Below are 26,528 nucleotides of genomic sequence, written 5' to 3'. Positions count from 1 at the left end.
AGTATTCTAGTGCCGTTGTAGTCGATGACTCGGAGAGTTCCGAACTGTGTCCAGCGCGTTCAACGAGGAAAATGGTCCTCAGCCGCCCAAGGTGCTCAAGGCACCCGTGGAAATCATTGCCACCCTGCGCCAACTGCAACAGAACCACGACCCGCTGGTGATCCAGTTCAAGGATCGCAGCCAGCGATTCCAGAGCTACCTGGTGGAAATCGACCGCGAGCGCAACCGCGTGGCGCTGGACGAAATCATTCCCAACGATGGCGAGCGCTTCCTCAAGCAGGGCGAAGCCTTCAGCGTCGAGGCCTACCGTGAGGGCGTGCGCGTGGCCTGGAGCTGCGAGCACGACGTGCAACTGGGCGAGTTCGAGGGGGCGCCCTGCTACTGGGCGCCGCTGCCGCAGGAGGTGACCTATCACCAGCGCCGCAGCGCCTACCGCGCGCCGCTCAAGCAGAGCGACCTGATCAAGGTGGTGCTGGCCGGCGACAAGCTGCGCGAACCGCTGCCCGGCCAGTTGCTGGACATCTCCGCCACCGGCTGCAAGCTGCGCTTTGCCGGCGACCTCAGCCAGCAATTGCACAACGGCCAGGTGCACGAGCGCCTCACCGCCCAACTGCCGTTCGGCGCCATGACCTGTGCGGTGGAGCTGCGCCACGTGCAGTACGAGGAGAAGATCGACATGACCTTCGTCGGCACCCGCTTCTACCGCATGAGCGGTCTGGAGCAGCGCCAGGTCGAGCGCTTCGTCTACCAGCTGCAGCGCGAAGCGCGGCGCAGCGAGAGCGACGGCCTGTTCTAAGGTCAGTGCACCAGGTTGCGCCAGCGCTGATCCAGTTCCGCCAGGCGCGCCAGATCCTGCGGCCGGTCCACATCCCATAGCGTCGGCAACAACAGATGCGGCCAGGCTAGGCGCTGCAGGCACTCGCGGGTGCGCGCCAGCACCTGATCGCCGCCCCAGGGCATGTTCTCGAACAGGCTGTGATCGAGGCTGCGCAGGCCCAGCAGCACGTAGCCGCCGTCCTCCGCCGGGCCAAGCACCGCACGATGCTCGTCCAGTGCCGCACAGGCTTGCTGCAGGTAGGCGCCGTCGAGCGCCGGGCAATCGTTGCCGATCAGCACCACGCCGTCGTGCTCGGCCAGGCCGAGCGCCGCGATACGCCGCATGCGCTCGCCGAGGTCGCCGGCCGGCTGCTCCACCAAAACCCAGTCCTGGCGCTCGGCCAACTGCTGCAAGGGGCGGTCGGCATCGCCATCCAGCCACAGGAAACGCTGCTCGAAGGCCAGCGGCGGCAGGGCCAGGGTCTGTTCCAGCAGCGCCCGCTGCAGGCGGCTGGCGCCCTCCTCGCCCAATGTCGGAATCAGGCGCGTCTTCACCCGTCCGGGGACGGGTGCGCGCGCCAGCAGGTGGAGTGACAGCGTGGTCATCGTCGTGCTCCTCCTCGGTAACGGCCAGCCAGCAGCTCCGGGCTGACCCCGCGGTAGTAGGCCAGGCGCAGACGCCACATCAACCAGACCGTGCGCCAGGTTCCATGTTGCTCCCAACGCCGGCTCGACGTCGAGAGCGGCGGGCGCAGACAACGTGGCCGGGCCACGCGCCTGAGCCGCCGGCACAGCTCGAGGTCTTCCATCAGCGGGATGTCGGCATAGCCGCCGAGCGATTCGAACAGCTCGCGGCGCACGAAGATGCCCTGATCGCCGCTGGCGATGCCGGTCAGGCGCGAACGCAGGTTGATCATCTGGCCGATCAACCATAGCGATGGGCCAGCGCCCGACAGGCGTAGATCGAAACGCCCCCAGCCCGGCTCATCGACCAGCGCCTGCTGCAACGCGGCCAGGCAAGCCGGGCTCAGCCGGGTGTCGGCATGCAGGAACCACAGGTAGTCGCCGCCGGCCTGCGCCGCGCCGGCGTTCATCTGCCGCGCCCGACCGGGCGGGCTGTGCAGCAGGCGGTCGACCCGCTCGGCCGCCAATTCCGGCGTGCCGTCGTGGCTGCCGCCGTCGACCAGGATCAGTTCGGCGCCGGCACTGCGCAGCGTGCGCAGATCCTCGAGCAACGCCGGCAGCGCCGCGGCCTCGTCCAGCGCCGGGATGACGACGCTGAGGCGGCTCATGGCGTCGCCCGTGGCGCCTCCGCCGGCTCCTCTGGCGCCGCGACGGGGTCCTGCATCTGCTCCTGCACGGTCTGCTCGTCGACCCGCGGATCGAGCGCTGCCATCAGTGGCGAGCCGGCCACATTGGCCGGGCTGCCCAGGTGATGCAGCGGCGCGTCCTCGACCTGATGCAGGTGAGTGACCACCTCGGGACGGATGCGCCAGACCAGGATCAGCGTGCAGCAGCAGACGAACACGTAGAGCATGTGGGCGCCATAGAGGCGCATCAGCACCCCCGCCAACAGCGGGCCGATACAGGCGCCGACGCCGAAGGTCACCAGCAGCATGGCGGTCAGCGACACCCGCCGCTCCGGCTCGACGTGGTCGTTGGCCAGCGCCACCCCCAGCGGGTAAAGACTGAACAGCATCAGGCTGACCACGAAGCCGATACCGATCAGCGGCAGCAGCGTCACCTGCTGCAGCAGCGCCAGCGGCAACGCGGCGAGCAGCAGCAGTGCGGCGCAACCGCGGATCAGCAGTACCCGGTCGCGTCGGTCCGACAGCCAGCCCAGCGGCCACTGCACCAGCAGGCCGGCGAGGATGCAGCTGCCCATGAACAGACCGACCTGCTCGGTGCTCAGGCCCATGCGCGTGGCATAGAGCGGCGCCAGGCCATAGAAGGCCCCGATCAGCAGCCCGGCCACGGCCACGGTGGTCAGCGACAGCGGCACCCGGCTGAGGAAGAAGCGCAGCTCCAGCGGCGCCGGGTGCAGCGGTGCCGGGTGCAGGCGCCGGGTCAGCGCCACCGGCACCAAGCACAGGGCGAAGCACAGGGCCACCAGCATCAGCAGTTCCGGGCCCAGGGTCGGGTGCACCACCAGCACCAGCTGGCCGAGGATCAGCCCCAGATAGCAGGCCGCCATATAGCCGCTGAACACCAGGCCGCGCTGGCTGGCCTCGGCCTGCTCGTTGAGCCAGCTCTCGATCACCATGTACTGGCACATCATGCCCAGGCCCACCAGCATGCGCAGCAGCAGCCAGAACGGCAGCCACTCCACCAGGCCATGGCCGAGCACCGCGGCGGTGACCACCCCGGCGCAGGCGACGTAGGCGCGGATATGCCCGACCCGGGCGATCAGCCGATGGCCCTGCTTGCCGCCGAGCACCAGGCCGAAATAGTTGGCCGCCATCAGCGCGCCGACCCACAGGCCGTCCACCGTGTCGGCCAGGCGCAGGGCCAGGTAGGTGCTGAGCAGGCCGGAGCCGAGCAGCATCAGCAAGGTGGCGAAGTACAGCGAACGGAAGGACTTCCAGATCGGGCGCATGAACGGCTACGGCTCCTTGTGCGGGGCGCGCCCGGCAGGGCGCGCGGTACTGCGCGAATACATAGGGAGCGGCGGCCGGTCAGGCCTGCGCGGCCAGCACGCGTCGCTCCCAGGGGGTGATTTCATCGTAGAAGCTGTTCAGCTCCAGGGTCTTGCTGGCGATGTAACCTTCGATGAATTCCGCACCGAACAGTTCGACCGCCAACTCGCTGCGTTTCAGACGCTCGATGGCGGCATGCATGGTACAGGGTAGCGCCAATTCGTCGGGCACCTCGAACTCGCCCTGGATCGGCGCGCTCGGCTGCAGCTCGCGTTCCAGACCGTGCAAGCCGGCGGCCAGGCTGGCGGCCAGGGCCAGATAGGGGTTGGCGTCGGCGCCCGGCAGGCGGTTCTCTACCCGCCGCGCCACCGGCGCACTGGCCGGGATGCGCAGGCCGGCGGCGCGGTTGTCCGCCGACCAGCAGGCATTGTTCGGCGAGGCATAGGGATGGCACAGGCGCTGGTAGGAATTCACATGGGGGGCGAACAGCAGGGTGAAATCGGCCAGCGCCGCCTGCTGACCGCCGATGAAGTGATAAAAGGCCGCCGTCGCCTCGCCGTCGTCGGCGCTGAAGATATTGCGCCCGCTGCCCCGCTCCACCACGCTCTGGTGGATATGCATGGAACTGCCCGGGGTATGCGCCAGCGGCTTGGCCATGCACACCACGCTGAGACCGTGCTTGAGCCCGACCTCCTTGAGCAGGTGCTTGAACAGCAGGGTCTGGTCGGCCAGTTGCAACGCATCGCCGTGCAGCAGGTTGATCTCGAACTGGCTGACGCCCATCTCGTGCATGAAGGTGTCGCGCGGCAGGCCGAGCGCCGCCATGCAGCGGTAGACCTCGGCGAAGAAGGGGCGCAGGCCGTTGCCGGAGCTGACGCTGAACGCCGCACCGCCATCCTCGCGGCGACCGTCCAGACCGACCGGCGGCTGGAACGGCTGCAGCGGATCGGCATTCGCCGCGAACACGAAGAACTCCAGCTCGGTGGCCACCACCGGCTGCCAGCCATGCTCGGCGTAGCGCGCCAGCACGCGCTTGAGCAGGCCGCGGGTGGACAGGCCACTGCTGCGCCCGTCCAGCTCGTCGGCGTCGCAGATGGCCAGCGCGCGCGGCGGCTCGCTCCAGGGCAGGCGGTGGATCTGCGTCGGCACGGCGTTGAGCGCCAGGTCGCCGTCGTCGCCGCCGTAGAAACGCGCCGGCGGGTAGCCGCCCATGATGCACTGCAGCAGCACGCCGCGGGCCAGTTGCAGCCGCCGCCCTTCGAGGAAGCCGGCGGCGGTCATCACCTTGCCACGCGGCACGCCGTTGAGGTCCGGGGTCACGCACTCGATTTCGTCGATGCCGCGCAGGAGGGTTTCCAGTGCAGGGCGGCTGGCAGTGCTCATCTGTGGTTGTCCTTGTGTGCTCGAATACCGTCGGCCGACGGCGAGATGGACAAAATACGCAGCGGATGTTCGATATTTCAAGCACTCGCCGCTTGCCGAGATGCGACACCGGCTTGCACCCTGTCGCCCTGATCGCCCCGGCGCGGTCGACGCCCGCCGCGACTGTGCTAGAGTCGCGCGCTATTTTTTCCGCCGAGCCTCTCGCGCCCGGCCGGAAGCCCTGTCGCCCGGGGCCCAGCGCCACTTGTGGCGCGGCCCAGCAACCAGAGACTCCCGCGATGTCCGAAGCCATTCACCCTGCCCTGCAGCTGCTCAACCGCACCAGCCTGGTGATGCAGATTTTCATCGGCCTGCTGGCCGGTATCGTCCTCGCCCTGATCGCCCCGCAGGCGGCGCTGTCCGTCGGCTTCGTCGGCAACGTATTCGTCTCGGCGCTGAAAGCGGTGGCGCCGGTACTGGTGTTCATTCTGGTGATGTCGTCCATTGCCAACCACCAGCACGGCCAGCAGACCCATATCCGCCCGATCCTGCTGATGTACCTGATCGGCACCTTCAGCGCCGCGCTGGTGGCGGTGGTGGCCAGCTTCGCCTTCCCCTCGGCGCTGGTGCTGAGCAGCCAGGCCGCCGAACTGACGCCCCCCGGCGGCATCGGCGAGGTGCTCAAGACCCTGCTGCTGAATATCGTCGACAATCCGGTGAATGCGGTGCTCAAAGGCAACTTCATCGGCATCCTGGCCTGGGCCATCGGTCTGGGCTTCGCCTTCCGCCATGCCAGCGCCGGCAGCAAGCAGCTGCTGGGCGATCTGTCCGATGGTGTCACCGCCATCGTCAAGCTGGTGATCCGCCTGGCGCCGCTGGGCATCTTCGGCCTGGTCGCCGCGACCCTGGCCGAATCCGGCTTCGATGCCCTGCTCGGCTACCTGCACCTGCTGGTGGTGCTGGTCGGCTGCATGCTGCTGGTGGCGCTGCTGGTCAACCCGGCGCTGGTGTACTGGAAGATCCGCCGCAACCCCTACCCGCTGGTGTTCACCTGCCTGCGCGAGAGCGGCCTGACCGCCTTCTTCACCCGCAGCTCGGCGGCCAACATCCCGGTCAACCTGCAGCTGAGCCAGCGCCTGGGCCTGCACGAGGAAACCTACTCGGTGTCGATCCCGCTGGGCGCCACCATCAACATGGCCGGCGCGGCGATTACCATCACCATCCTGACCATGGCCGCGGTGCATACCCTGGGCATCGCCGTCGACCTGCCGACCGCCCTGCTGCTCAGCGTGCTGGCCTCGATCAGCGCCTGCGGCGCGTCGGGCGTGGCCGGCGGCTCGCTGCTGCTGATCCCGCTGGCCTGCAGCCTGTTCGGCATCCCCAACGAGGTGGCGATGCAGGTGGTGGCTATCGGCTTCATCATCGGCATCGTCCAGGACTCGGCGGAAACCGCACTGAACTCCTCCACCGACGTGCTGTTCACCGCCGCCGCGTGCATGGCGCAGGAGCGCAGCGACGGCTGATCGCCGACCCGTATCACGGCAAGAGGCCCACCCAGCGTGGGCCTTTTGCTTTCCAATGAAACATATTCCTAATTGCTAATTTGTATCATTAGCAATGTCCTGCTAGATTCCCTGCCACCGCCCCGAACCATTCGCGAAGCTGCAGGGTTTCACCTTCATGTCCGATGCCTCTGGCGACCTCGCCGTGCTGCTTACCACCCTGCGCGCCACTGTCCCTGCCCTGCACGGCCGTATCGGCACGCCAAGCCCCGATCAGCTGCAGTGCGCCAGCCCAGGCAACCCGCAACGGATCGCCGCGTTGCACGCGCACTGGCAACGCGCCCACCCCGGCGCCGGCCGCCACTACTGGACCACCCGCAGTTGGACCCTGCTGATCTGGCAACCGATCTACCTCAGCCTGCTGGCCGTGCACCTGCAGCACCGCGCACCCTGCCTGGGACAATTGGGGCAATCGGTCTGCGACGGCTTCGTCGGTGGCTTCAGCCTGCCGTCGCATAGCCCGCAGCGCGGCGAGCAGCAAGAGTTGATCGCCCTCGCCGCCGGGCAGATTGGCGATTTCGTCGAACGGCAACTGGACGAGTTCGACCGCGTCGCCAGCATCCATCCCAAGCTCGCCAGGCTGTTCGCCGTCGATTGCACGCGAGCCGCGCTGCTACTGGTGCAGCGCCGGCTGGGCCTGCCCAACTCGGCGTTGCGCGAACTGGAGGCCTGCTGGCTGCGAGCGCTAGCCATGCCGCGCAGCAGCGCACTGCTCGAGGTGCGCCTGGACGACGGCCGCGAGTGCCTGGCGCTGGGCCGCAACGCCTGCTGCCAGCATTTTCGCCGCGAGGACGGCGAATTCTGCAGCACCTGTCCGAAGCTCAAGCCGGCGGAACGCCAGCGCCGTCTGCGCGAGGAACTGGCAAAGGTGGACTGAAGCAGCCGCCGGCCAGGCGCCAGCGGCGCTGCACAGCCTTGCTCAGTACGTCCAGCTCAGACTCAGGGTCGCATTGCGCGACGGCGCATAGTAGGACTGCGCCCAGTACAGGCTGGTCAGGTACTTGCGGTCGAACAGGTTGTTGACGTGAGCGAGACGTTGAAGTGCGGGTCGAGGTCGTAGCTGGCCAGCGCATTGACCACGGCGTAGAAGCCCCGACCGCTGACGATGGTCGCGCCGCTAGTGGACGTGCCCTGCTCGCGGAAGATCTCACTCTGCCAGTTGACGCTGCCGCCCAGCTTCAGGCCCTGCACCTGCGGCACCCGATAGGTGGTGGCGAGATACAGGCTGTTCTGCGGAATGAAGGTGCGCGTGCGGCTGCCATTGCCATCGCGAATCGAGAACAGACGAGTCAGGCCACCACTGGCCAGGCCTGTGGCGCCAGACACAGGGCCATGGCCAGTATGCGGGGGCTGCAGCTGGCGCGCAGGTGCGCCGGGTGTCGTGAGTGATACATCGCGTTTATGGGGGCAGACACTTTTTCTTGGTTGAGTGGGATAAGGCGTTGGCACAGCGCAAGGAGACTGCAGTTCATCGCGGCAACCTCCATGTCGGGCCGATACCCGCGCCTTAGCGGCGCTCGGCTGCCAGGCCCTGGCCCATCACCTGGCGATACCAGCCGTGGAAATGCTGCATGCCCTCCTCCAGCGGTATCTGGTACGGGCCGCTGTCATCGATGCCGCGCTGGTACAGCGCACGCCGGCCGGCATCGGTTCGCTCAGCGATCTCGTCGTCCTCAATGGCGGTTTCCATGTAGGCGGCGCGGTGTGCCTCGACCAGCTCGCGATTGCCTTCGCACAGCGCCTGCGGGTAATAGAACTCGACGACGTTGAGGCACTCGTGCACGCCCTTGGGATACACGGTGGAAAGCACCAGGGCGTGGGGGAACACCTCGATCATGTGGGTCGGGTAGTAGCTGGCCCAGATGGCGCCGAAATCCGGCGCGGCATCGCCATGCACGGCCATCAGGCCTTCATGCCAGGCGCGGTAGGTATCGGTGCCGGCACGCGCCAGGTTGGGGTTCACGTTGATGCGCTGCAGGCTGTACCAGTCGCCGTAGTCCCACTGCAGCCCCTCGCTGCGCACGTAGCGGCGCAGGCCGGGATGGAAGGAGGCGATGTGGTAGTCGTCGTTGTAGATCTCGATGAAGGTTTTCCAGTTGCACTTGCACGGGTGCATCTCGACGTGGTCGAGCTGGTAGTCGGAGAAATCCATGTCCGGGCGGCGGAACAGCGCGCCGATGTCGGCGACTGGATCGCGCGGTCCCTCGAAGAGAAAGCCGGCGACGTTGTGCAGGGGGTAACGCGGCAGGTTGCGGCAGGGCTTCTGCGCAAACTTCGGCGCACCGACGATCAGCCCGCTGCTGTCGTAGGTCCAGGCGTGCAGCGGGCACAGGATGCGGTTGCCGGTGGCGCGCAGATTGCCGCGGCGCACCGCACTGGCATCGCTGCCCGGGCTGAAATCGCCGAGCATCAGCGCCTGACGGTGACGGCAGACGTTGGACAGCAGCTCCACGCCATGCTCGTTGCGCACCAGGATGCGGCTGTGCTCCTCGTGCGGTAGCGCGTACCAGTCGCCCAGCTCGGGCACCATCTTCTCGTGGCCGATGTAGTTGGCGCAGTGGCGGAAGATCAGCTCCTGCTCGCATTCGTAGATCGCCGGGTCGCAGTAACTGCGAATCGGCAACTGCGGCTCGGTGGGGCGAAAATCGTAGGGCGTGGCGGCAAACTGAGCGGTGCGACTGGGGTTGTACATGCTTGGCTCCTTGCAGCGAGTGCGAGGCGGACGGGCACCGGCAAGCGGAAATCGGCCTGCACCGATCCCGCCCGCGTCGGCGCAGCAACGCCTCAGGCTCTGGGCTATGACCCAATCCGGGCCATGGAAGTCGATGCCCCGCCAGGCGCCGCCTGACGGGGCGGGCAGCTAGCGCTGCAGCTCGGCGCTACGCCGTGGCACCGGTTGGCGCTCGCTGCGCGGCGCGAACGGGGCGACCGGGTTGGCCAGCGGCTCGGCCATGATCAGGCTGCCCGCCGGGTTGGCCAGGTCGACCATCTGCAGGTTGTTCTTCAGCTGCAGGCGGTTCAGGCACGAATGCAGGAAGCTCGGCGCGAAGAAGTCGTAGCGCGCGAAGCGCTCGGCCAGCTCCGGGTGCGCGCGCTGATAGTCGATCACCGACTCGGCGACACCACGCCAGAACTCGGCCTCGCTCATGCACTGGTTCTCTTCGAGGATCTGGCTCATATGACGGAACACGCCGTCGAACACGTCGATGAAGATGCCGAGAATCTTGTAGTCCTCCGGCACGTCCACGGCCAACCGCTCCAGCCCCGGCGGCATCTGCGCGTCCTTGTCGAGAATCGCCGACTCCTCGGCGATGTCCTTCATGATCGCGCGCACGGGCACGTGGCCGTCGAGCACCAGAATCAGGTTCTCGCCGTGCGGCATGAACACCAGATGGTGCGCGTAGAAGCAGTGCATCAGCGGTCGCAGGAAGGCGTCCAGGTAACGGCGCATCCAGGCCCGCGGCGCCAGCCCGGAGCGGCGGATCAGCTCGGGCAGCAGCGCCAGGCCCTGCGGGTCGACATGCAACAGCGCGGCCATGGTCATCAGCCGTTCGCCGCTTTTCAGGCGGCTACCGGGGCTCTCCCGCCACAGCGCTGACAGCATCTTCTTGTACGGGCTGTCGGTCTCCAGCGCCGCCTCGTAGTAGCGGTTGCGATAGCCCACCGAGGCGACTTCGCGCAGGATGCTGAAACCGTATTCACGCAGCACCGGGTCGCTGCTGATCAACTGGTCGAGGTAGGCGTTGATCGCCGGCGTGCCGGCCATGTAGTACGGCGACAGGCCGCGCATGAAGCCCATGTTGAGGATCGACAGCGAGGTCTTCACATAGCAGCGTTGCGGCTGCGACAGGTTGTAGTAGGTACGCAGCGACTGCTGGGCCACATACTCGTCGCTGCTGCGCCCCAGCGGCACGATTTTGCGCTGGGCGATGTCGGCGGCGAACATCAGGCTCAGCTTGCTGAACCACTGCCAGGGATGGGTCGGCATCAGCAGGTAGTCATCGGCATTCAGCCCCTGCTCCTGCAATTGCTGGCGGTAGGCCTGCAGTTGCGCCTCGCCCAGTTCCTCACGCAGCAGTTGCTCGTGGTCCAGCCCGGGCACGGCGGCGAAGTGCGCGTTGTCGCGGTGCACAGCAAGCCAGATGATAGCGAAGCGCGAGCCGGTTTCCGGTGCGTAGGCGTGGTAGTCGAAAGCGTTGAAGCCCAGGCGGCCGTTGTTGGCGACGAAGCCTGGGTGGCCCTCGATCATCGCCGCCTCGATGGTCTGGTAGTCGGCGTCGGCCAGCTCGGCGCTGCTCAGCGCGCGTTCGCCATGCTTGAAGGCGGCGCCGTAGAGCGTGCTGCTGATTTCATCCAGATAGACCGGCAGCTTGTCCGCCGGAATGCCCAGCGTGCGCTTGAAGTCGATGACGAAGGTCAGCGCATCGAGCGCCTGCGGCTGGCCATCGAGCAGGCGTTCGATGCTGGCCGGCTCGATATGCCAATGACGCAAGGCCATGGTGCGCGCTTCGAAGCGATACACGCAGCCCTCGGTGTCGGCCGTCAGTTCGTAGCGCTGCCAGCCTTCGCGTTCGGACGCACCCAACAACTTCGGGTTGAACAGCTGCTCATGGGCGTATTCGGCGATGGCCTTGCGCACCAGCAAGCGATTGACCTTGCGCCACAGCTCCGGGGTGAGGTGGGCGACGGCAGCGACAGGATGATCCAGACGAGGAGAAGTCATAGCGGGCTTGATCCTTCAAGTGATTGGAAGAAATCGGCGGGCGTGCAGAACGCCAGCAGTGCGGTCTTGGCAGGCAGCTCGACGGGCCCTTGCTCGACGAAACCGACCAGGCGGTTGAGGCGGTGTACCTTGTGATTGCGAATGTCCGGCTCCACCACCACCCGGCGGGCAGCAAGTTCGTCGAAGAGAAAGGCCATCACCGCGCGCAGCACGTCACGGGTGAAGTGGCGAATCGGCTGGGTGCTCGGGCCGACGAAAAAGTGCATGCCGAGATCGCCGGGCCGCACCGCATAGAGCTTGCCCAGCGGGTCGTGCCGGGGGTCGTAGCACTCCATGACGAAGGCCGGCGCGCCACGGTAGAAACCCATGAAGGCACGCATATGGCCACTGCCCATGGCGTCGGCGTAGAAGTCGCGGGTCGCCTCCAGGGTCATGTCCTGCATGTTCCAGTAGTGGGCGTAATCCATCTGGTACCAGGGGTGGATCACCGCGACATCCTCGTCGAGGCGCAGCGGCCGCAGGGTGAAATGCGGATCGAGCAACGCCCGCGGACAGCTCAGCGCAATGGCTTCAGTTGGCATGGCAGAGTTCTCCCGGAGCGGCATGCCGGCGGTCGACGCCGAACCAGCCGCGGTCGATGATCGCCGTCAGCAGCAGGCCTGCCGCAGCGATGACGAAGGTCAGCGGTATACCGACCAGGTTGACCAGGAACCCGGCGCCGAACGAAGACAGCAGCACGCCGAGATTCTGGAAGAAGTTGGTCACGCCGAAGTCGCGGGCATAGGCATCCGGCGTGCTGACCTTGAACAGGGTGACCTCGAGCTTGACGATCACCTGATACAGCGCCCATCCATACAGGCAGCGGCCGACGATGATCAGCTCCAGCGAGTCGCTGGCCTGCAGCGCCAGGCCCAGCGCACCGAGCAACAGGTTGAACAGGGTGTGATCGGCCCAGCGCGGCGGCTGCGCGACCAGGTGCTTGAACAGCAATGCGAGCAAGGCGACGATGCCGGGGATGGCGAACACCAGCCCCGTCAGCAGCGGCTCGTGCAGCCCCGTGCGCGCCTCCCAGTACAGGGTGAAGAACGGCCGCACCAGGTAGGCGCTGAAGTCGAAGAGAAACATCAACAGGCACAGCTTGAGCAGCGCCGACAGCGCCTGCGGGCTGCGCCGCGGTACCGGCGCCTGGCCGCTCTGCTCCTCGCGGCTGAGTACCTTGACCACCCGTCCCGTGCGGATCAGATAGAGACACAGTGCCATCTGCGCCAGGTCCCCGGCCGCCATCAGGGCAATGCAGAAGCTCGGCCCTTGATGCTCCAGCGCCATGCCACCGACGGCAGCGCCGAAGATCGCGCCGATATGGATGACCACCGACAGCAGGCCGATCACCAGGCTGTGGTTCTGCGGCTCCTCCAGGCGCATCAGGTAGGGGAACATCAGCAGGTAGCTGGCCTTGCTCATGAACATCATCAGGCTCAGCAACCAGTAGCTCTCGACGCTCGGCGCCCAGATCGAGGCCAGGCAGAACAGCGCCGCTGCGCCCTGGGTGTAGAGCAGCAGGTGCATGGTCTCGATGCGCCTGGCGACCCGCGCCCAGACCGGCAGCATGCACATCACCGCAATCGAGATGGCGGCGATATAGGCCCCCACGTGCACCGGGCTGGTCACGCCGTAACGGGTTTCGAAGAACTGCGGGTAGAAGGCGATCAGAATCGAATCGCTGATCACGCCGAAGCCCGACATGATCAGAATGGTGGTGCGCAGGTTCATGCAGAAACGCCCCCCTGCCCGAGCGCGACGAAGCCGCTGTCAGCCGGCGGCTGGAAGTCCTGGTAGGCGGTGCGCGCCTCGCAAGGGTAGGCATCGCGCCCGGTCAGCTCATTGAGCAGGCGCCCGTTGCGCCAGCAGGCCAGGCCGAGATCGGGGTTGGTCAGGCCGTGGCTGTGCAAGCCGACGTTCTGCACGAAGATCTCGCGGTCCCGATGATCCACCGCCCAGTTCGGCGAGGGTGCGTAACGCCCCTGGGCATCCCAGCGAATCCGCTCGCGAATGCCTTCGATGAAGCTCGGCAGCTGGTAGCGATAGCCGGTGGCGAACACCAGCCCGTCGGTCGCGTGGCCATAGCGCGCGCCCGTCTGGGCGTGCTGAAACTCCAGTTGCCACTGCCCGCTGGCAGCGTCTCGCCGGCATTGCTGCAACGCCAGGTTGGGCAGCAGCCTGACACCGGCAAGGCCCTGCTGCTGCCGCTCGTCCAGGGTCTGGTAGATGCGCTCGATCAGCGATTGATTGATGCCGTTGTAGATACTGCGCTGGTCATCGAGGATCTGCTGCTTGACCCCGTCGCCAAGGCCGTAGAAGTAGCGGCCGTAGTCCGGCGTGATCAACTCGAGGGTGAGCTTGGCGTTCTCCATCTGGAAGAAGCGCGGCGCACGGGTCACCCAGTTCAGCTGGTAGCCATGCCGCGGCGCCTGCTCCAGCAGGTCCTGAAAGACCTCGGCGCCACTCTGCCCGCTGCCGATCACGGTGATGCTGCGGCACCGCTGCAGCGCCTGCTTGTTCCCCAGGTAAGCCGAGGTATGCAGCGCCTGGCGGACGTCGCCCGGGCTGCAGCAGGCGGGAACGTGCGGCACGCCGCCGATGCCGATCACCAGCTTGCGGCAGCTGTACTGAAAGCCTTCGCCGGTATCGCCACGCACCCCTGCCAGGACATAACCGGGCAGCGCGGCGTCGTACCAGATCTCCTGCACCTCATGCTGGAAACGCAGGTTGTCCAGCTGCGCCGCCGCCCACTTGCAATAGCGGTCGAACTCCTGGCGCGACAGGTACCAGTTCTCGCGGATGTAGTAGTTGTACAAGCGGCCCTGCTGCTTGCAGTAGTTGAGGTAGCTGAAACGGCTGGTGGGATCGGCCATCGAGACCAGATCGGCAAGGAAGGGATTCTGTAGCGTGGTGCCGTCCAGCAGCATGCCGGGGTGCCAGCTGAATTCGGCCTTTCGGTCGAGAAACAGGCTGCGGGTCCCCAGAGGCTCCGCCAGGCATGCCAGCCCGAGATTGAAAGGCCCCAGGCCTATGGCAATGAAGTCGTAGGGCAATTCCGTGGTCATGTCGCGCCTCATCAGTCCGGATGAAAGTGGGCGGATACTAGACCTTGATGATAATGATTTGCAACAGCATGTAAGAATAAATGCTGATATAGAGACGTACGTCTTAGCACGGCCTTTCAAAGGTGAGTCGGGACGGGGATCAGGGGAACAGAAGCCGCGGTTTAGAGGTCCCGCGGGCTTTCAAAGGGGGTCAAGCGAGGCATTCACAAGCGCCATGTCAGGCACCTGAAACGCGGCCGATAGCGGAGGCCGGTCGTTTTGAATCAGAGGAAAGTGCGGAGAACCGCGGCGGATCGGAGAGGATGAAGGTGGCGTCCCCTGCTGGAATCGAACCAGCATCTAGCCCTTAGGAGGGGCTTATTCTATCCGTTGAACTAAGGGGACAAGGCCGTGCGCAAGGGATCGCGAAGGCCGGGCGGCATCTTAGCGGCGTCGCACGGATTTGTCATGCCACCGCCACGCACAGCGCGCCATACTCCTTCGATCCACCGCCCGGGAGCCACGCCATGCCGAGCCTCACCGATACCCTGCCCGACTCGCCCTTCGCCGCTTACGTCATCCGCGCCGCCTGCAGCGCCGACGCCAAGCCGCTGGCCGCCCTGCTGCAGCAACTGGGCGAAGACGAACCGCCGCCCGACGCCGCCCTGCTCGCCCTGCGCCTCGCCGAGCCGGCGAAGGATCGCCTGGTGCTGGTGGCCGAACGCGACGGCAAACTGCTCGGCACCTGCACCCTGATCCTGATCGAACACCTGGCGCACAACTTCGCCCGCTCGGCGATCCTCGAGGACGTGGTGGTCGACGGCGAGGCGCGCGGCCTGGGCATCGGCCAGGCGCTGATGCAGCGCGCAGCGGAGCACGCCCGCGCCTGGGGCTGCTACAAGCTGGCGCTGTCGAGCAGCCAGAGCCGCGAGGCGGCGCACCGTTTCTATGAGGGCTTGGGCTTCCGGCCCCATGGCGTCAGCTTGGCATTGGCGCTGGATTAAGGCCTTTGGTGGATAAGCTGCGCGTTATCCACCCTACCCGACCTAGGGTGGATGACGCCTTATCCATCCGCCATCCAGCGGTTGTCAGAACAACCCGAGGCTATGCAGGAACACTACCAGGATGCCCAGCGGGGTGACCACCCGCAGCACCTGCCACCACAGCGCGAACAGCCCGGGCTGCTCGATGCCGATGGCCTCCTGCACGGTCTTGCGGCTCAGCGCCCAGCCGGCGAACAGCACGGTGGCCAGGCCGCCCAGCGGCATCAGCAGGTTGGTGGTCAGGTAATCCAGGCTGTCGAAGAAGGTCTTGCCCAGCAGGGTCACCTCGCTCCAGGCGTTGAACGACAGCACAGTGCCCAGACTCAGCAGCCACAGGGCGATACCGCTGAGCGCTACCGCCCTGAAGCGGCTGATGCCGAACTTCTCGGTCAGCCAGGCGATGGTCGGCTCGCTCAGAGAGATCGCCGAGGTCAGCGCGGCGATCGCCAGCATGATGAAGAACAGCCCGCCGGCCAGCTGGCCCAGGGGCATCTGGCCGAAGGCGATCGGCAGGGTGACGAAGATCAGCCCCGGCCCCGCGCCCGGCTCCAGGCCGTTGGCGAACACCAGCGGGAAGATCGCCAGGCCGGCCAGCAGCGCCACCCCGGTATCGGCCAGGGCCACCATCAGCGCGGTCTTGGCGATCGAGGTGCCTGCCGGCAGGTAGGAGCCGTAGGCCATCATCGCGCCGCTGGCCAGGCTGAGGGTGAAGAAGGCATGCCCCAGCGCCACCAGCACGCCCTGGGCGCTGAGCTTGCTGAAGTCGGCGTCGAAGAGAAAGTGCACCGCCTGCATGAAATGCCCGGTGGTGGCGGCATAGCCCACCAGCACCAGCAGCAGGACGAACAGCCCCGGCATGAGGAAACGCAGCGAGCGCTCCAGGCCGCCGCGCACGCCGAAGGCGACGATGCCGAGGGTCAGCGCCAGCACCAGGGTGCCGTAGCCGGCCAGCTGCCAGGGGTCGGCCAGCATGGCGCCGAACAGCGCGCCGCTGCTCTCGCCGTTCAACCCGGCGAAGCTGCCGCTCATGGCCGCCGGGGTGTAGGCCACGGCCCAGCCGGCGATCACCGTGTAGAAGCTGAGAATGAGAAAGCCGGTCAGCACCGCCAGGGTACCCAGCCAGCGCCAGTGCCGGCTGGCCCGCGCCTCCTTGGCCAGGGCGGCGAAGGCGCCTTCGGGGTTGGCGCGGCCGCGGCGGCCGATCATCACCTCGGCCATCAGCAGCGGGATGCCGATGGCCAGGATGCACGCCAGGTAGACCAGGACGAAGGCACCGCCGCCGTTCTGCCCGGTGATATAGGGGAACTTCCAGATATTGCCCAGCCCCACGGCCGAGCCGGTGGCGGCGAGGAAGAACACCCAGCGCGACGACCACAGGCCTCGGCCGGCGCTGCTGGAGGCACCGGCGAAGGTGCCGGCGGCGATGCTGTCTTGACTCATTGGGACTTGCCCTCTTGTTGTTGTGAAAGTCAGGAGGCTGGGATGGTCGAGCCACCCCGGGTTCGGTGCGCGCGGCTCAGAGGCCGCCCTGCAGGCGCTCGCGGGCCATGCGGTCGGCGATGGCGGTGGTGGTGGCGCCCTCGCGCTCGGCGCGCTGGAAGATCTCCGTCAGGGTCGGGCCGATGCCTTCGATATGCGCCCTGAGCTGGGCCGCGCTGCCGCCGGTGCGCTCGTAGCAGACGTCGATGATGCCGCCGGCGTTGATCGCGTAATCCGGCGCGTACAGGCATTCGCGGCGACGCAGGGTCTCGGCCAGGCTGGCGTCGGCCAACTGGTTGTTGGCGGCGCCGGCGATGATCGGCGCGCGCAGCGCCTCCAGGGTCTGCGGGTTGACGATGGCGCCGAGGGCGCAGGGGGCGAAGACGTCGACGTCGAGGCCGTAGATATCGTGCTGGCCGACGGCGGTGGCGCCGAGCTGGGCGACCGCGCGCTGCACGTTGGCGGCCTGGATATCGGTCACCCACAGCTGGGCGCCGGCGTCCTTGAGCAGCTTGGCCAGGCCGAAGCCGACCTGGCCGACGCCCTGGATGGCCACGCGGATGCCGGAAAGGTCCTGACGGCCGAGGCGATGGGCCACCGCCGCCTGGATGCCGATAAACACGCCGTAGGCGGTGGACGGCGACGGATCGCCATCGCGGCTGCCGCCACCGAAGGCTTCGCGCTGGCCGGCGCCGGCCACGTGGCGGGTGCGCTCGGCCATGATCTGCATCTCGGCCACGCCGGTGCCGGAATCCGCCGCGGTGATATAGCGCCCGCCGAGGCTGTCGACGAAATCGCCCATGGCCTGGAACAGCGCCGCGCTCTTGCCGGTGTGCGGATCGCCGATGATCACCGCCTTGCCGCCACCCAGCGGCAGGCGCGCCAGGGCCGACTTGTAGGTCATGCCGCGCGACAGCCGCAGCACGTCGCGCAGCGCCTCCTCGTCCGAGGCGTAGTTCCACATGCGGCAGCCGCCCAGGGCCGGGCCGAGGGTGCTGTCGTGGATGGCGATGATGGCTTTCAGGCCGCTGGCCTTGTCGTGGCCGTAGACCACCTGTTCGTGCTGATCGAAGTCGACGTGGGTGAAGACGGACATCGGGTTACCTCGGGTATCGGATTGTAAAAGGCCGCCCCGCTCCCAGGCGGGAGGGGGTGGCAAGGGGTGACGGGGGAATATCAGGCGGCCGGCTCGAACAGCTGCACCGCGGCGATTTCGCTGACGGCCATGCGCGCCTTGAGCTGCACGGCCTGCTCGCGCGCCTTGGCCAGCGCCGCTTCCTTGACGTGGCCGTAGCCGCGGATCTGCTCGGGAATCTCGGCCAGCGCCACCGCCGTGCGGTAGTTGCCGGCATTGAGCTCGGCGAGCAGATAGGCGACGGTCGCCTCGTACTCCTCGATCAGCTCGCGTTCGAGTTTGCGCTCGGCACTGTGGCCAAACGGATCGAGCACCGTGCCGCGCAGGAACTTGAAGCGCGCCAGCACGCCGAAGGCCTTGAGCATCCAGGGACCGAAGGCGCGCTTGCGCGGCTGACCGGTGACCGGATCGGGCTTGCTCAGCCAGCTCGGCGCCAGGTGGAACTGCAGCTGGTAGTCGCCCTCGAACTGGGCCTCGAGCTGCTTGCGGAAGGCGGCGTCGCTGTACAGGCGCGCCACCTCGTACTCGTCCTTGTAGGCCAGGAGCTTGAAGTAATAGCGTGCTACGGCCTTGCTCAGGCGCTGCTCGGCGTCAGTGTCGGCCTGGCGCACGCGCTCGACCAGCTCGCGGTAGCGCGCGGCGTAGGCGGCGTTCTGGTAAGCACTCAGACGCTGCGCACGATCCTCGACGATATCCTCCAGGCTCTGGCAACGCGGCGCCTCGACCACCTTGGGCGCGGCCAGCTTCTCCACCGCGGCCAGGTCGTGGGCCGCGCGCCGGCCCCAGAGGAAGGCCTGCTGATTGAGCTGCACCGCCACGCCGTTGAGTTCGATGGCCTTGTTGATGGCTTCGGCCGATACCGGCACCAGACCCTTCTGATAGGCGTAGCCGAGCATAAACAGGTTGGTGGCGATGCTGTCGCCGAGCAGGCGGGTGGCCAGGCGGGTGGCGTCGACGAACTGGGTCTTGGCCGCGCCGACGGCCTCGACGATGGCCTCGCGCATGGCGGCGCCGGGCACCTGGGCATCGGGGTTGCGGGTGAACTCGGCGGTGGCCGCCTCGTGGCTGTTGACCAGCGCATGGGCGATCTTGTCGTTGAGCTTGGCCAAGGCCTCTTCGCTGGCGGCCACCACCAGGTCGCAACCGAGCAGCAAATCGGTCTCACCGGCGGCGATGCGCACCGCGTAGATATCCTCCTGCTTGGCGGCGATGCGGATATGGGTGACCACCGGGCCGAACTTCTGCGCCAGGCCGGCCTGATCCAGCACCGTGCAGCCCTTGCCTTCGAGATGCGCGGCCATGCCCAGCAGCGCGCCGACCGTGGTCACGCCGCTGCCGCCGACGCCGGGCAGAAGGATGTTCCACGGACGCTCCAGCGCAGGCTGGCGCGGCTCCGGCAGGGCGATGAAGAGCGCGCCCAGGCCGACGGCCTCGGGCTTGCGCAGGCTGCCGCCATGCACGGTGACGAAGCTCGGGCAGAAGCCTTCCAGGCAGCTGAAATCCTTGTTGCAGGCGTTCTGGTCGATCTCGCGCTTGCGCCCCAGCTCGGTCTCCAGCGGCAGCACCGACAGGCAGTTGGACTTGACGCTGCAGTCGCCGCAGCCCTCGCACACCGCCGGGTTGATAAAGGCGCGTTTCTGCGGATCCACCAGCTTGCCGCGCTTGCGCCGGCGGCGCTTCTCGGTGGCGCAGGTCTGATCGTAGAGGATCACCGACACGCCCTTGAACTCGCGCAGCTCGCGCTGCACGGCGTCCAGCTCGCGGCGATGGTGGAAGCTGACGATGGGGGCGAAGGTGGCGCGGGTCGGGTACTTGTCCGGCTCGTCGCTGACCAGGGCGATGCGCTTGACCCCCTCGGCATAGACCTGCTGGCTGAGCTGGTCGATACGCAGCTCGCCGTCGATGGGCTGGCCGCCGGTCATGGCCACCGCGTCGTTGTAGAGGATCTTGTAGGTGATATTGACCCCGGCGGCGACCGAGGCGCGCAGCGCCAGCTGGCCGGAATGGAAGTAGGTGCCGTCGCCGAGGTTCTGGAACACGTGCGGGGTGTCGGTGAACGGCGCCTGGCCGATCCAGGTGGCACCCTCGCCCCCCATCTGGGTGAAGGTGTCGGTGTTGCGGTCCATCCACTGGGTCATGTAGTGGCAACCGATGCCGCCCAGGGCGCGGCTGCCCTCCGGCAGCTTGGTCGAGCTGTTGTGCGGGCAGCCGGAGCAGAAGTGCGGGGTGCGCGCGGTGTTGTGCTTGGGCGCGGCCAGCGCCGCCTCCTTGGCGGCGAGGAAGGCCAGGCGCTCCTCGATCACCGGGCTGGAATAGATCGGCGCCAGGCGCTTGGCAATCACCCGGGCGATCATCGCCGGGGTCAGCTCGGAGAGGTTCGGCAGCAGAGAATTGCCGTCCTCGTCGAACTCGCCGACCACCCGCGGGCGCTTGCCCACCGGCCAGTTGTAGAGCTGGCCGGTCAGCTGGTCCTCGATGATGCTGCGCTTTTCCTCCACCACCAGGATCTCGTCCAGGCCCTCGGCGAACTCGTGCACCGACACCGGTTCCAGCGGCCAGCTCATGCCGACCTTGAGCACGCGCAGGCCGACCTGGGCGCAGAGCGCCTCGTCCAGGCCGAGGTCGTTGAGCGCCTGACGTACATCCAGGTAGGACTTGCCGGTGGTGATAATGCCCAGGCGCGGGTTGGGCGAATCCAGCTTGATCTGGTTGAGGTTGTTGGCCAGGGCGAAGGCGCGCGCGGCGTAGATCTTGTAGGTGTTGAGGCGCTTTTCCTGGACCAGGGGCGGGTCCGGCCAGCGGATATGCACGCCGTCTTCCGGCAGTTTGAAGTCGGTGGGAGTCTTCACCTCGACCCGCAGCGGATCGACTTCCACCACGGCCGAGGAATCGACGTTCTCGGCGATGGTTTTCAGCGCCACCCAGCAGCCGCTGTAGCGCGACAGCTCCCAGCCGATGATGCCGTAGTCGAGGATTTCCTGGACGTTGGCCGGATTCAGCACTGGAATCGAAGCGGCGATAAAGGCGTGCTCGCTCTGGTGGGCGATGCTCGAGGACTTGCAGCCATGGTCGTCGCCGGCCAGCAGCAGCACGCCGCCATGGGGCGATACGCCGGCCGAGTTGCCGTGCTTGAACACGTCGCCGCAGCGATCCACACCCGGGCCCTTGCCGTACCACATGGCGAACACGCCGTCGTAGCGCGCGCCCGGGAACAGGCTGGTCTGCTGGCTGCCCCAGCAGGCGGTAGCGGCCAACTCTTCGTTGACCCCGGGCTGGAAGTGGATGTGGTTGTCCTTGAGGTACTGCTTGGCGTCCCACAGGCTCTTGTCCAGGTTGCCCAGGGGCGAGCCGCGGTAACCGGAAATGAAGCAGGCGGTGTTCAGACCATGGGCGGCGTCACGCTGCTTCTGCAGCATGGGCAGGCGGGTCAGCGCCTGGGTGCCGGTCAGGTAGAGGTGACCGGTGGCGAGACGGTACTTGTCATCCAGGCGGATCTCGGCCAGTGACATGGGCGCTCCTTTTATTTTTATGGCGACCTTGGATGGCAACGGTGGGTGCCATCCTGTTCTGCCCCGCCAGGATCGCTGTACGGGACGACTGGCAAAGATCATGACCGAGGAGTTCCGCTTTTTTCTTTCTATTTACGGGCCGAATTGCCGATACTGCGCATGATCCTTCCAACAATCACAAGAAATTGGAAACAGTCATGCAGGACAAGCTGAGCCCCATCGACCGCAAGATTCTCCGCCTGCTGCAGCACGACGCCGACCTGTCCGCCGCCGAGGTGGCGGAGAAGGTCGAGCTGTCGCAGTCGCCCTGCTGGCGGCGCATCCACCGCATGCAGGAGGAAGGCCTGATCGAACGTAAGGTCGCCCTGCTCAACCCCAAGCAGCTGGGCCTGGGCATGACGGTGTTCGTCGACATCAAGCTGTCGGCCCACGGCCGCGGCAATCTGGAGGAGTTCGAGCAGGCGGTGGTGGGCTACCCGCAGGTGCTGGAGTGCTACACCATGGCCGGCGGCTCGGACTACCTGCTCAAGGTGGTGGCCCGCGACATCGCCGACTACGAACGCTTTCTGCGCGACCACCTGCTGCAGCGCCCGCACGTGCAGGAGGCGCACTCGCATATCGCCATGAGCGAGGTCAAACGCACCACCGAGCTGCCGCTGGATTAGGGCCGCCGCCGGCCGTGCGCACCCTGTATCAGTCCGGCGAGCGCAAGCCGAGGCCTAAGGCAGCCGTTGGCCCCCAGGCTGCGCCGTGCGCACCAAGGTCGCCTCTGCCCCGGAATCCCCAGGGGCCGCCCCCGCCCAGCGCAAGGCCAGCGGCCCGAGCAACAGCAGCAGCCCCATCAGGGCGAAGGCCGCCCACCAGCCGAGCAACCGGTCGTCGCCCAGAGCGTCGAGGCACATGCCGAACAGCAGCGGGCCGAGAAAGGCACCGGTAAAACCAGTGCAGGAGTACAGCGCCATGGCCGCGCCACGATGGCTGGCCGGGGCGACACTGACCAGTCCAGCGGTCAGCGAAGCCGAGTCGGCAGTCACTGTCACCGCGTAAAGCAGCACCAACACCAGCATCACCCAGAACGGCAGTGCCGCCCCCAGGCCGACCACGACTGCCAGCAGCGCGGAGGCGAACATCACGCCGATCAGCCAGCGCTGCCGACCGAAACGCAGCGCCAGCTCATTGCCGAGAATGCTCGACGGCATGCCGATCAACGTCGCCAGCATCGCCACCCAGGTGGCGGACAGCCAGGGCTCGACGCCCTGCAAGTGCCCGGCGAACACCACGAAGGCCACCAGCCAGGCACGCAGGGCGAACAGCTCCAGGTTATGCACCGCATAGGCCAGGCAGTAGGCCAGCACCGCGCGGCTTTTCAGCGGCGCCAGGTCCAGCAGCCGGCGTGGCTCATGGGCCACCACCGGTTTGGGCGCCAGCCCCCACTGCACCATGGCCCAGGCCAGCAAGGCGCAGGCGCCGCTGAGCAGCGCCGGCAATTGCCAGCCGCCGAGTTTGGCCAGCTCGCCGGCGAGAATGAAGGACAGCGCCGTGCCCAGGCCGAAGCTGGCGGTGTAGAAGGCGATGGCGCGCGACTGCGCGGCGCCGTCGATACGCTCGGAGAGCGCCTTGAGTCCCGGCATATAGGTGCCGGCCAGGCCGATACCGGCCAGCACCCGCCAGGCCAGGGCCGACCAGAAGCCTTCGGCGAAGACGAAACCGGCACTGGCCAGCGCTGTCAGCAGCATGGCCGCCAGGTAGATCAGTCGCGCGTCGTGACGGTCAGTCAGGCCGGTGAGAACCGGCACGGCGAGCATGTAGCCGAGAAAGAAGCCGCCGCCGATCCAGCCCGCCTCGGTGTTGGAGAGCCCCCACAGCTGCTGGAACTCCGGCAGCAGCGCGGCGAACAGGGCGAAGCCGGCCATGCCCAGGGTCTCGGCCGTGCACAGCAGCAACGTCAGGCGACGGGCGTTGTTCACAGCACGCGCCCGTCGCTGGCCAGCGTCACCCCGGGCGGCAGCGCGTCGGGATGATCCAGCAACCAGGCGTCGAAGCTATGGCCGATATGGGTCAGCACGGTCTCCTGCGGGCGCAGGCGCTCGACCACTTGCAGGGCGCGGGTCAGGTCGTTGTGGTTGCGCGGCGCCAGCGGCTGCGGCGCGGTGGAGCAATCGAGCACCAAGAGATCCAGCGGCGCGCGATCCAGCTCGGCGCAGCTGGCCTCGGGTACGCCGACCGTGTCGGTAAGGTAGGCGATGCGCCGGCCCTGCCCTTCGAGCCCTTGCCCTTCGAACAGGTAGCCGAAGGTCGGCTTGGAATGCGTCAGCGGCAAGGCGGTGACCCGTAACTCACCCAATGCGCGGCGCTCGAAGGCGGCGAACGGCTGGCTGAAGTCGAGAATGCCGGGGTGCTTGTACAGGTCGGCCAGGCCCTCGGGGTCATCAGGCCCGTGCACCGGGATGATCAGCCCCTGGCCCCAGCGCAGGTGCAACAGGCCCTGGGCGTGGTCGGCGTGGTAATGGGTCTGCAGGATGCCGCTGAGGCTGTGCGGCGCGAAGCGCTCGGCGAGATCGGTCAGGCCGCTGTCGATCAGCCAGCGCTGCGTGCCGCATTCGATCAGTGCGCAACAGGGGCCACGGCGGCGCGCCGGATAGACGCGGGCGGCGTCGCAGGCCGGGCAGCTGCAGTTGTAGACCGGCACCTGACGGGCGTCTCCCGTGCCGAGCAGGGTCAGGCGCATCGGCGAGCCTCGTCGAGCAGGTGCAGCAGGCGACTGACGGTGTGCGGCAGGGGGCCGGAGTTGTCGAGGATGACGGTGTCAGCCTTATCCTCCTGCTGCAACTGGCGACTGCGCGCCAGGCGCTGTTCGATCTGCTCCGGCGTTTCACGGCCGCGAGCCAGCAGGCGCTGGCGCAGCACCGCTTCGTCGACCTGCAGAACAATCGCCAACAGATCCGGATAGCGCTGACGAGCCGCCTCGAGATGACCGCGCGAACCGTTGATCAGCACGTCCTGGCCGGCGCTCAGCCAGTCATCGATCTCGCGCGGGATGCCGTAGGCCAGGCCGTTGGCGCGCCAGCTCAGGGCGAAGGCGCCCTCGCCTTCCAGGCGCTCGAACTCTGCCGGGCTCACGCCCAGCGCATCTTCCCCTACCGATTCGGCGCTGCGGGTGATCACCCGCCGGGCGAAACGGCAGCCGTGCGCCTCCAGCGGCGCACGTGCGGCTTGCAACAGGCTGTCCTTGCCCGAGCCCGAAGGCCCCATCAGATAGATCAACCTGCCCTGCATCAGAACACCCTTCGTGCTTGGCGCCACACCTGCTGGATCACCGGTTGCTGGCCATGCGCCCTGGCCTGCACCAGGTCGGCGCGCAGGCCGACGCGAATCTCGCCGCGATCATCCAGGCCGGCCGCCCTGGCTGGCGCACGGCTCACGGTGGCGATGGCCGCCGGCAAATCATAGTCGTTGTCCTGCCCGGCGAGCAGCCAGGCCGCGTGCAGCAGGCTGGCCGGGTAGTAGTCGCTGGAGAGGATATCCAGCACGCCGTGGCGCGCCAGCTCCGCGGCGGCGATATTGCCGGAGTGCGAGCCACCACGCACCAGATTCGGCGCGCCCATCAGCACCTTCAGCCCCAGCTCGTGGCTGGCCCTTGCCGCTTCCAGGGTGGTGGGGAACTCGGCGATGGCCATGCCGAAACCGGCGGACTCCTGCACGTGGGCCAGGGTCGCGTCGTCATGGCTGGCCAGCGAGATGCCGCGGGCGTGGCAGTCTTCGACTATGGCGCGGCGCTGGCGGTCGCTGTACTGGCGCGAGTTGGCGATCTGTTCCTGGAGAAAATCCTCCATCTCCGCCGGGCTCAGGTGGTACTTGCCCATGTAGTACTCGCGGTACTTCTCCACCTTGGCGAACTGGCGCTGGCCGGGCGAGTGATCCATCACCGACACCAGCGCCACCAACGGGTGCTCCACCAGGTCGCGGTAGATGGTCAGGGCATCGGGGTGGCACAGCTCGCAACGCAGGTGCAGGCGGTGCTCGGCGCGGGTCTGCCCGGCCGCCTCGCTGGCGGCGATGGCCTCGATCATCGCCGGCAGCTGCTGCATGCGCCGGCCACGCGGGTTGATGTCGCCGATGGCCAGCGCATCGAACACCGTGGTGATGCCGGCGGCGACGATCTGCGCATCGTGGGTCAGCACCGCCGAGGTCGAGGGCCAATCGACTCCCGGCCTGGGGCTCATATGCTTTTCCAGGTTGTCGGTGTGCAGCTCCACCAGCCCCGGCAGCAGGTAGTCGCCGCCCAGGTCCTGGGCTTGCGGCAGGCGGCTGGCGCCCTCGTCCACCGCGGCGATCAGCCCGTCTCGCAGCAGCAGGGTGCCGAGGAACTCGCGCTCGGCGGTGACGATGCGGGCGTTGCTGAGAATCTGTTCAGACGACATAGACGTACTCCGGTTGCGCCGCCGCGGCGCTCATGTCGAGGTAACGGTCGGCCACCGCCTCGCGGGCGATGCGGTCGTGGAAGATGCCGATCAGCGCGCTGCCGGCCGCCTTGGCTTCCAGAATCAACTCCAGCACCACCTGGCGGTTGGCCTCGTCCAGCGAGGCGGTGGGTTCGTCGAGCAGCAGCACCGGCCACTCGACCATGAAGCCGCGGGCGATATTGACGCGCTGCTGCTCGCCCCCGGAGAAGGTGCCCGGTGCCAGTTGCCACAGCGCCTCGGGGATATTCAGCCGACTCAGCAGGGCCTTGGCCCGCGCCTCGGCGTCGCTGCGCGTCCAGCCGCGGGCCAGCGCCGGCTCCATCACCACGTCCAGCGTCGACACGCGCGGAATCACCCGCAGGAACTGGCTGACGTAACCCAGGCTCTGCCGACGCACCGCCAGCACCTGGCGCGACTCGGCGCCGACCAGCTCCACCGGCTCGCCCTGATGGCGGATGCGGATGCTGCCGCCAGCGGCCAGGTAGTTACCGTACAGGGTGCGCAGCAGGGTCGACTTGCCGGCGCCGGACTGGCCATGCAGTACCAGGCACTCACCGCCGCGCACGGCGAAATTCAGGTCACGCAGCACCTGCAGGACGACGCCGTTCTGCTGGTGCAGGGTGAAGGTCTTGCTGAGGCCGCTGACCTCGATCAGGTTGTTCATACCTACCTCTATTACCGTCGTAGCCCTGGTTTCCTCGGAGCTACGGGTGGTCG

23 protein-coding genes, 1 tRNA gene and 1 pseudogene are annotated in these 26,528 nt (G+C 67.2%); 6 read left to right on the top strand and 19 right to left on the bottom strand.

The window, feature by feature from the left end:
- Positions 1–46: 46 nt before the first annotated feature.
- Positions 47–796, top strand: a complete 750-nt coding sequence (locus AC1G9C_RS08985; RefSeq protein WP_480409982.1) for a flagellar brake protein — start codon at positions 47–49, stop codon at positions 794–796.
- 2 nt (positions 797–798) lie between these two features.
- On the opposite strand, the gene AC1G9C_RS08980 is transcribed toward AC1G9C_RS08985, so the two are convergent.
- The 4 genes from AC1G9C_RS08980 to AC1G9C_RS08965 all read right to left on the bottom strand — a co-directional run bounded on the left by AC1G9C_RS08980 (position 799) and on the right by AC1G9C_RS08965 (position 4,733).
- Complete coding sequence (locus AC1G9C_RS08980; protein WP_122108435.1) at positions 799–1,422, bottom strand: TIGR04282 family arsenosugar biosynthesis glycosyltransferase; 624 nt, start codon at positions 1,420–1,422, stop codon at positions 799–801.
- Entirely contained in the window at positions 1,419–2,108 is a 690-nt protein-coding gene (locus AC1G9C_RS08975) for a TIGR04283 family arsenosugar biosynthesis glycosyltransferase (RefSeq protein ID WP_480409981.1), read from the bottom strand. The genes AC1G9C_RS08980 and AC1G9C_RS08975 overlap by 4 nt, the downstream gene beginning before the upstream one ends.
- Complete coding sequence (locus AC1G9C_RS08970; protein ID WP_021443067.1) at positions 2,105–3,412, bottom strand: MFS transporter; 1,308 nt, start codon at positions 3,410–3,412, stop codon at positions 2,105–2,107. The genes AC1G9C_RS08975 and AC1G9C_RS08970 overlap by 4 nt, the downstream gene beginning before the upstream one ends.
- Before the next feature lie 79 nt (positions 3,413–3,491).
- Positions 3,492–4,733 carry a glutamine synthetase family protein gene (locus tag AC1G9C_RS08965; RefSeq protein WP_480410398.1) on the bottom strand — a complete coding sequence of 414 codons (1,242 nt, stop codon included), beginning with the start codon at positions 4,731–4,733 and terminating at the stop codon, positions 3,492–3,494.
- Between the two features lie 380 nt (positions 4,734–5,113).
- On the opposite strand from AC1G9C_RS08965, the gene sstT reads away from it, so the two are divergent.
- The 3 genes and pseudogenes from sstT to AC1G9C_RS08950 form a co-directional block, all read left to right on the top strand.
- Positions 5,114–6,337, top strand: a complete 1,224-nt coding sequence (sstT, locus tag AC1G9C_RS08960; protein ID WP_480409980.1) for a serine/threonine transporter SstT — start codon at positions 5,114–5,116, stop codon at positions 6,335–6,337.
- Between the two features lie 157 nt (positions 6,338–6,494).
- Complete coding sequence (locus AC1G9C_RS08955; RefSeq protein WP_021443064.1) at positions 6,495–7,253, top strand: siderophore ferric iron reductase; 759 nt, start codon at positions 6,495–6,497, stop codon at positions 7,251–7,253.
- A pseudogene (locus AC1G9C_RS08950) lies at positions 7,171–7,344 on the top strand (hypothetical protein); the annotation flags it as partial. The gene AC1G9C_RS08955 and the pseudogene AC1G9C_RS08950, both read left to right, overlap by 83 nt.
- Before the next feature lie 25 nt (positions 7,345–7,369).
- Here the strand turns inward: AC1G9C_RS08950 and AC1G9C_RS08945 are convergent.
- The 7 genes from AC1G9C_RS08945 to AC1G9C_RS08915 form a co-directional block, all read right to left on the bottom strand.
- Entirely contained in the window at positions 7,370–7,702 is a 333-nt protein-coding gene (locus AC1G9C_RS08945) for a hypothetical protein (RefSeq protein WP_480409979.1), read from the bottom strand.
- A 181-nt stretch (positions 7,703–7,883) separates the two neighbouring features.
- Positions 7,884–9,068: an aromatic ring-hydroxylating oxygenase subunit alpha gene (locus tag AC1G9C_RS08940; protein WP_480409978.1), complete on the bottom strand. Its 1,185-nt coding sequence runs from the start codon at positions 9,066–9,068 to the stop codon at positions 7,884–7,886.
- A gap of 168 nt (positions 9,069–9,236) precedes the next feature.
- Positions 9,237–11,099 carry an IucA/IucC family protein gene (locus AC1G9C_RS08935; protein ID WP_480409976.1) on the bottom strand — a complete coding sequence of 621 codons (1,863 nt, stop codon included), beginning with the start codon at positions 11,097–11,099 and terminating at the stop codon, positions 9,237–9,239.
- Positions 11,096–11,680, bottom strand: a complete 585-nt coding sequence (locus AC1G9C_RS08930) for a GNAT family N-acetyltransferase (RefSeq protein ID WP_480409975.1) — start codon at positions 11,678–11,680, stop codon at positions 11,096–11,098. The genes AC1G9C_RS08935 and AC1G9C_RS08930 overlap by 4 nt, the downstream gene beginning before the upstream one ends.
- Positions 11,670–12,869, bottom strand: a complete 1,200-nt coding sequence (locus tag AC1G9C_RS08925) for an MFS transporter (protein ID WP_480409974.1) — start codon at positions 12,867–12,869, stop codon at positions 11,670–11,672. Before AC1G9C_RS08925 ends, AC1G9C_RS08930 begins: the two co-directional genes overlap by 11 nt.
- On the bottom strand, positions 12,866–14,203 hold the full coding sequence (locus tag AC1G9C_RS08920) for a lysine N(6)-hydroxylase/L-ornithine N(5)-oxygenase family protein (RefSeq protein ID WP_480409973.1): 1,338 nt from the start codon (positions 14,201–14,203) through the stop codon (positions 12,866–12,868). Before AC1G9C_RS08920 ends, AC1G9C_RS08925 begins: the two co-directional genes overlap by 4 nt.
- 309 nt (positions 14,204–14,512) lie before the next feature.
- Positions 14,513–14,587, bottom strand: a tRNA-Arg gene (locus AC1G9C_RS08915).
- 122 nt (positions 14,588–14,709) lie between these two features.
- On the opposite strand from AC1G9C_RS08915, the gene AC1G9C_RS08910 reads away from it, so the two are divergent.
- On the top strand, positions 14,710–15,186 hold the full coding sequence (locus AC1G9C_RS08910) for an N-acetyltransferase family protein (RefSeq protein WP_480409972.1): 477 nt from the start codon (positions 14,710–14,712) through the stop codon (positions 15,184–15,186).
- An 84-nt stretch (positions 15,187–15,270) separates the two neighbouring features.
- Here AC1G9C_RS08910 and AC1G9C_RS08905 read toward each other — a convergent pair whose 3' ends face one another.
- The 3 genes from AC1G9C_RS08905 to AC1G9C_RS08895 all read right to left on the bottom strand — a co-directional run bounded on the left by AC1G9C_RS08905 (position 15,271) and on the right by AC1G9C_RS08895 (position 21,348).
- A complete protein-coding gene (locus AC1G9C_RS08905) occupies positions 15,271–16,665 on the bottom strand; it encodes a sodium-dependent transporter (RefSeq protein ID WP_480409971.1) in 1,395 nt (464 codons plus the stop codon).
- Positions 16,666–16,741: 76 nt separating this feature from the next.
- On the bottom strand, positions 16,742–17,800 hold the full coding sequence (locus tag AC1G9C_RS08900) for a Leu/Phe/Val dehydrogenase (protein WP_397497409.1): 1,059 nt from the start codon (positions 17,798–17,800) through the stop codon (positions 16,742–16,744).
- Between the two features lie 80 nt (positions 17,801–17,880).
- Positions 17,881–21,348, bottom strand: a complete 3,468-nt coding sequence (locus AC1G9C_RS08895; RefSeq protein ID WP_480409970.1) for an indolepyruvate ferredoxin oxidoreductase family protein — start codon at positions 21,346–21,348, stop codon at positions 17,881–17,883.
- A gap of 197 nt (positions 21,349–21,545) precedes the next feature.
- Here AC1G9C_RS08895 and AC1G9C_RS08890 point away from each other — a divergent pair, with 197 nt between their 5' ends.
- On the top strand, positions 21,546–22,013 hold the full coding sequence (locus AC1G9C_RS08890) for an Lrp/AsnC family transcriptional regulator (protein ID WP_003247035.1): 468 nt from the start codon (positions 21,546–21,548) through the stop codon (positions 22,011–22,013).
- Between the two features lie 54 nt (positions 22,014–22,067).
- Here AC1G9C_RS08890 and AC1G9C_RS08885 read toward each other — a convergent pair whose 3' ends face one another.
- Genes AC1G9C_RS08885 through phnL form a run of 5 tightly spaced genes read right to left on the bottom strand, consistent with a single transcriptional unit; the run spans position 22,068 to position 26,475 of the window.
- Positions 22,068–23,315, bottom strand: coding sequence for an MFS transporter (locus tag AC1G9C_RS08885; RefSeq protein ID WP_480409969.1), 1,248 nt, complete (start codon positions 23,313–23,315; stop codon positions 22,068–22,070).
- Complete coding sequence (gene phnP, locus AC1G9C_RS08880; RefSeq protein WP_480409968.1) at positions 23,312–24,076, bottom strand: phosphonate metabolism protein PhnP; 765 nt, start codon at positions 24,074–24,076, stop codon at positions 23,312–23,314. Before phnP ends, AC1G9C_RS08885 begins: the two co-directional genes overlap by 4 nt.
- Complete coding sequence (gene phnN / locus AC1G9C_RS08875; protein ID WP_480409967.1) at positions 24,067–24,624, bottom strand: phosphonate metabolism protein/1,5-bisphosphokinase (PRPP-forming) PhnN; 558 nt, start codon at positions 24,622–24,624, stop codon at positions 24,067–24,069. Before phnN ends, phnP begins: the two co-directional genes overlap by 10 nt.
- The gene (locus AC1G9C_RS08870) at positions 24,624–25,769 is read right to left on the bottom strand and encodes an alpha-D-ribose 1-methylphosphonate 5-triphosphate diphosphatase (protein WP_480409966.1); all 1,146 of its coding nucleotides are present in this window, start codon (positions 25,767–25,769) and stop codon (positions 24,624–24,626) included. Before AC1G9C_RS08870 ends, phnN begins: the two co-directional genes overlap by 1 nt.
- A complete protein-coding gene (gene phnL / locus AC1G9C_RS08865; protein ID WP_480409965.1) occupies positions 25,759–26,475 on the bottom strand; it encodes a phosphonate C-P lyase system protein PhnL in 717 nt (238 codons plus the stop codon). Before phnL ends, AC1G9C_RS08870 begins: the two co-directional genes overlap by 11 nt.
- Positions 26,476–26,528: the final 53 nt, after the last annotated feature.

The organism is Pseudomonas sp. ABa2 (assembly GCF_056676075.1).
Note: the sequence above shows the minus strand (reverse complement) of the source record. Positions and strands in the feature narration are given on the sequence as shown.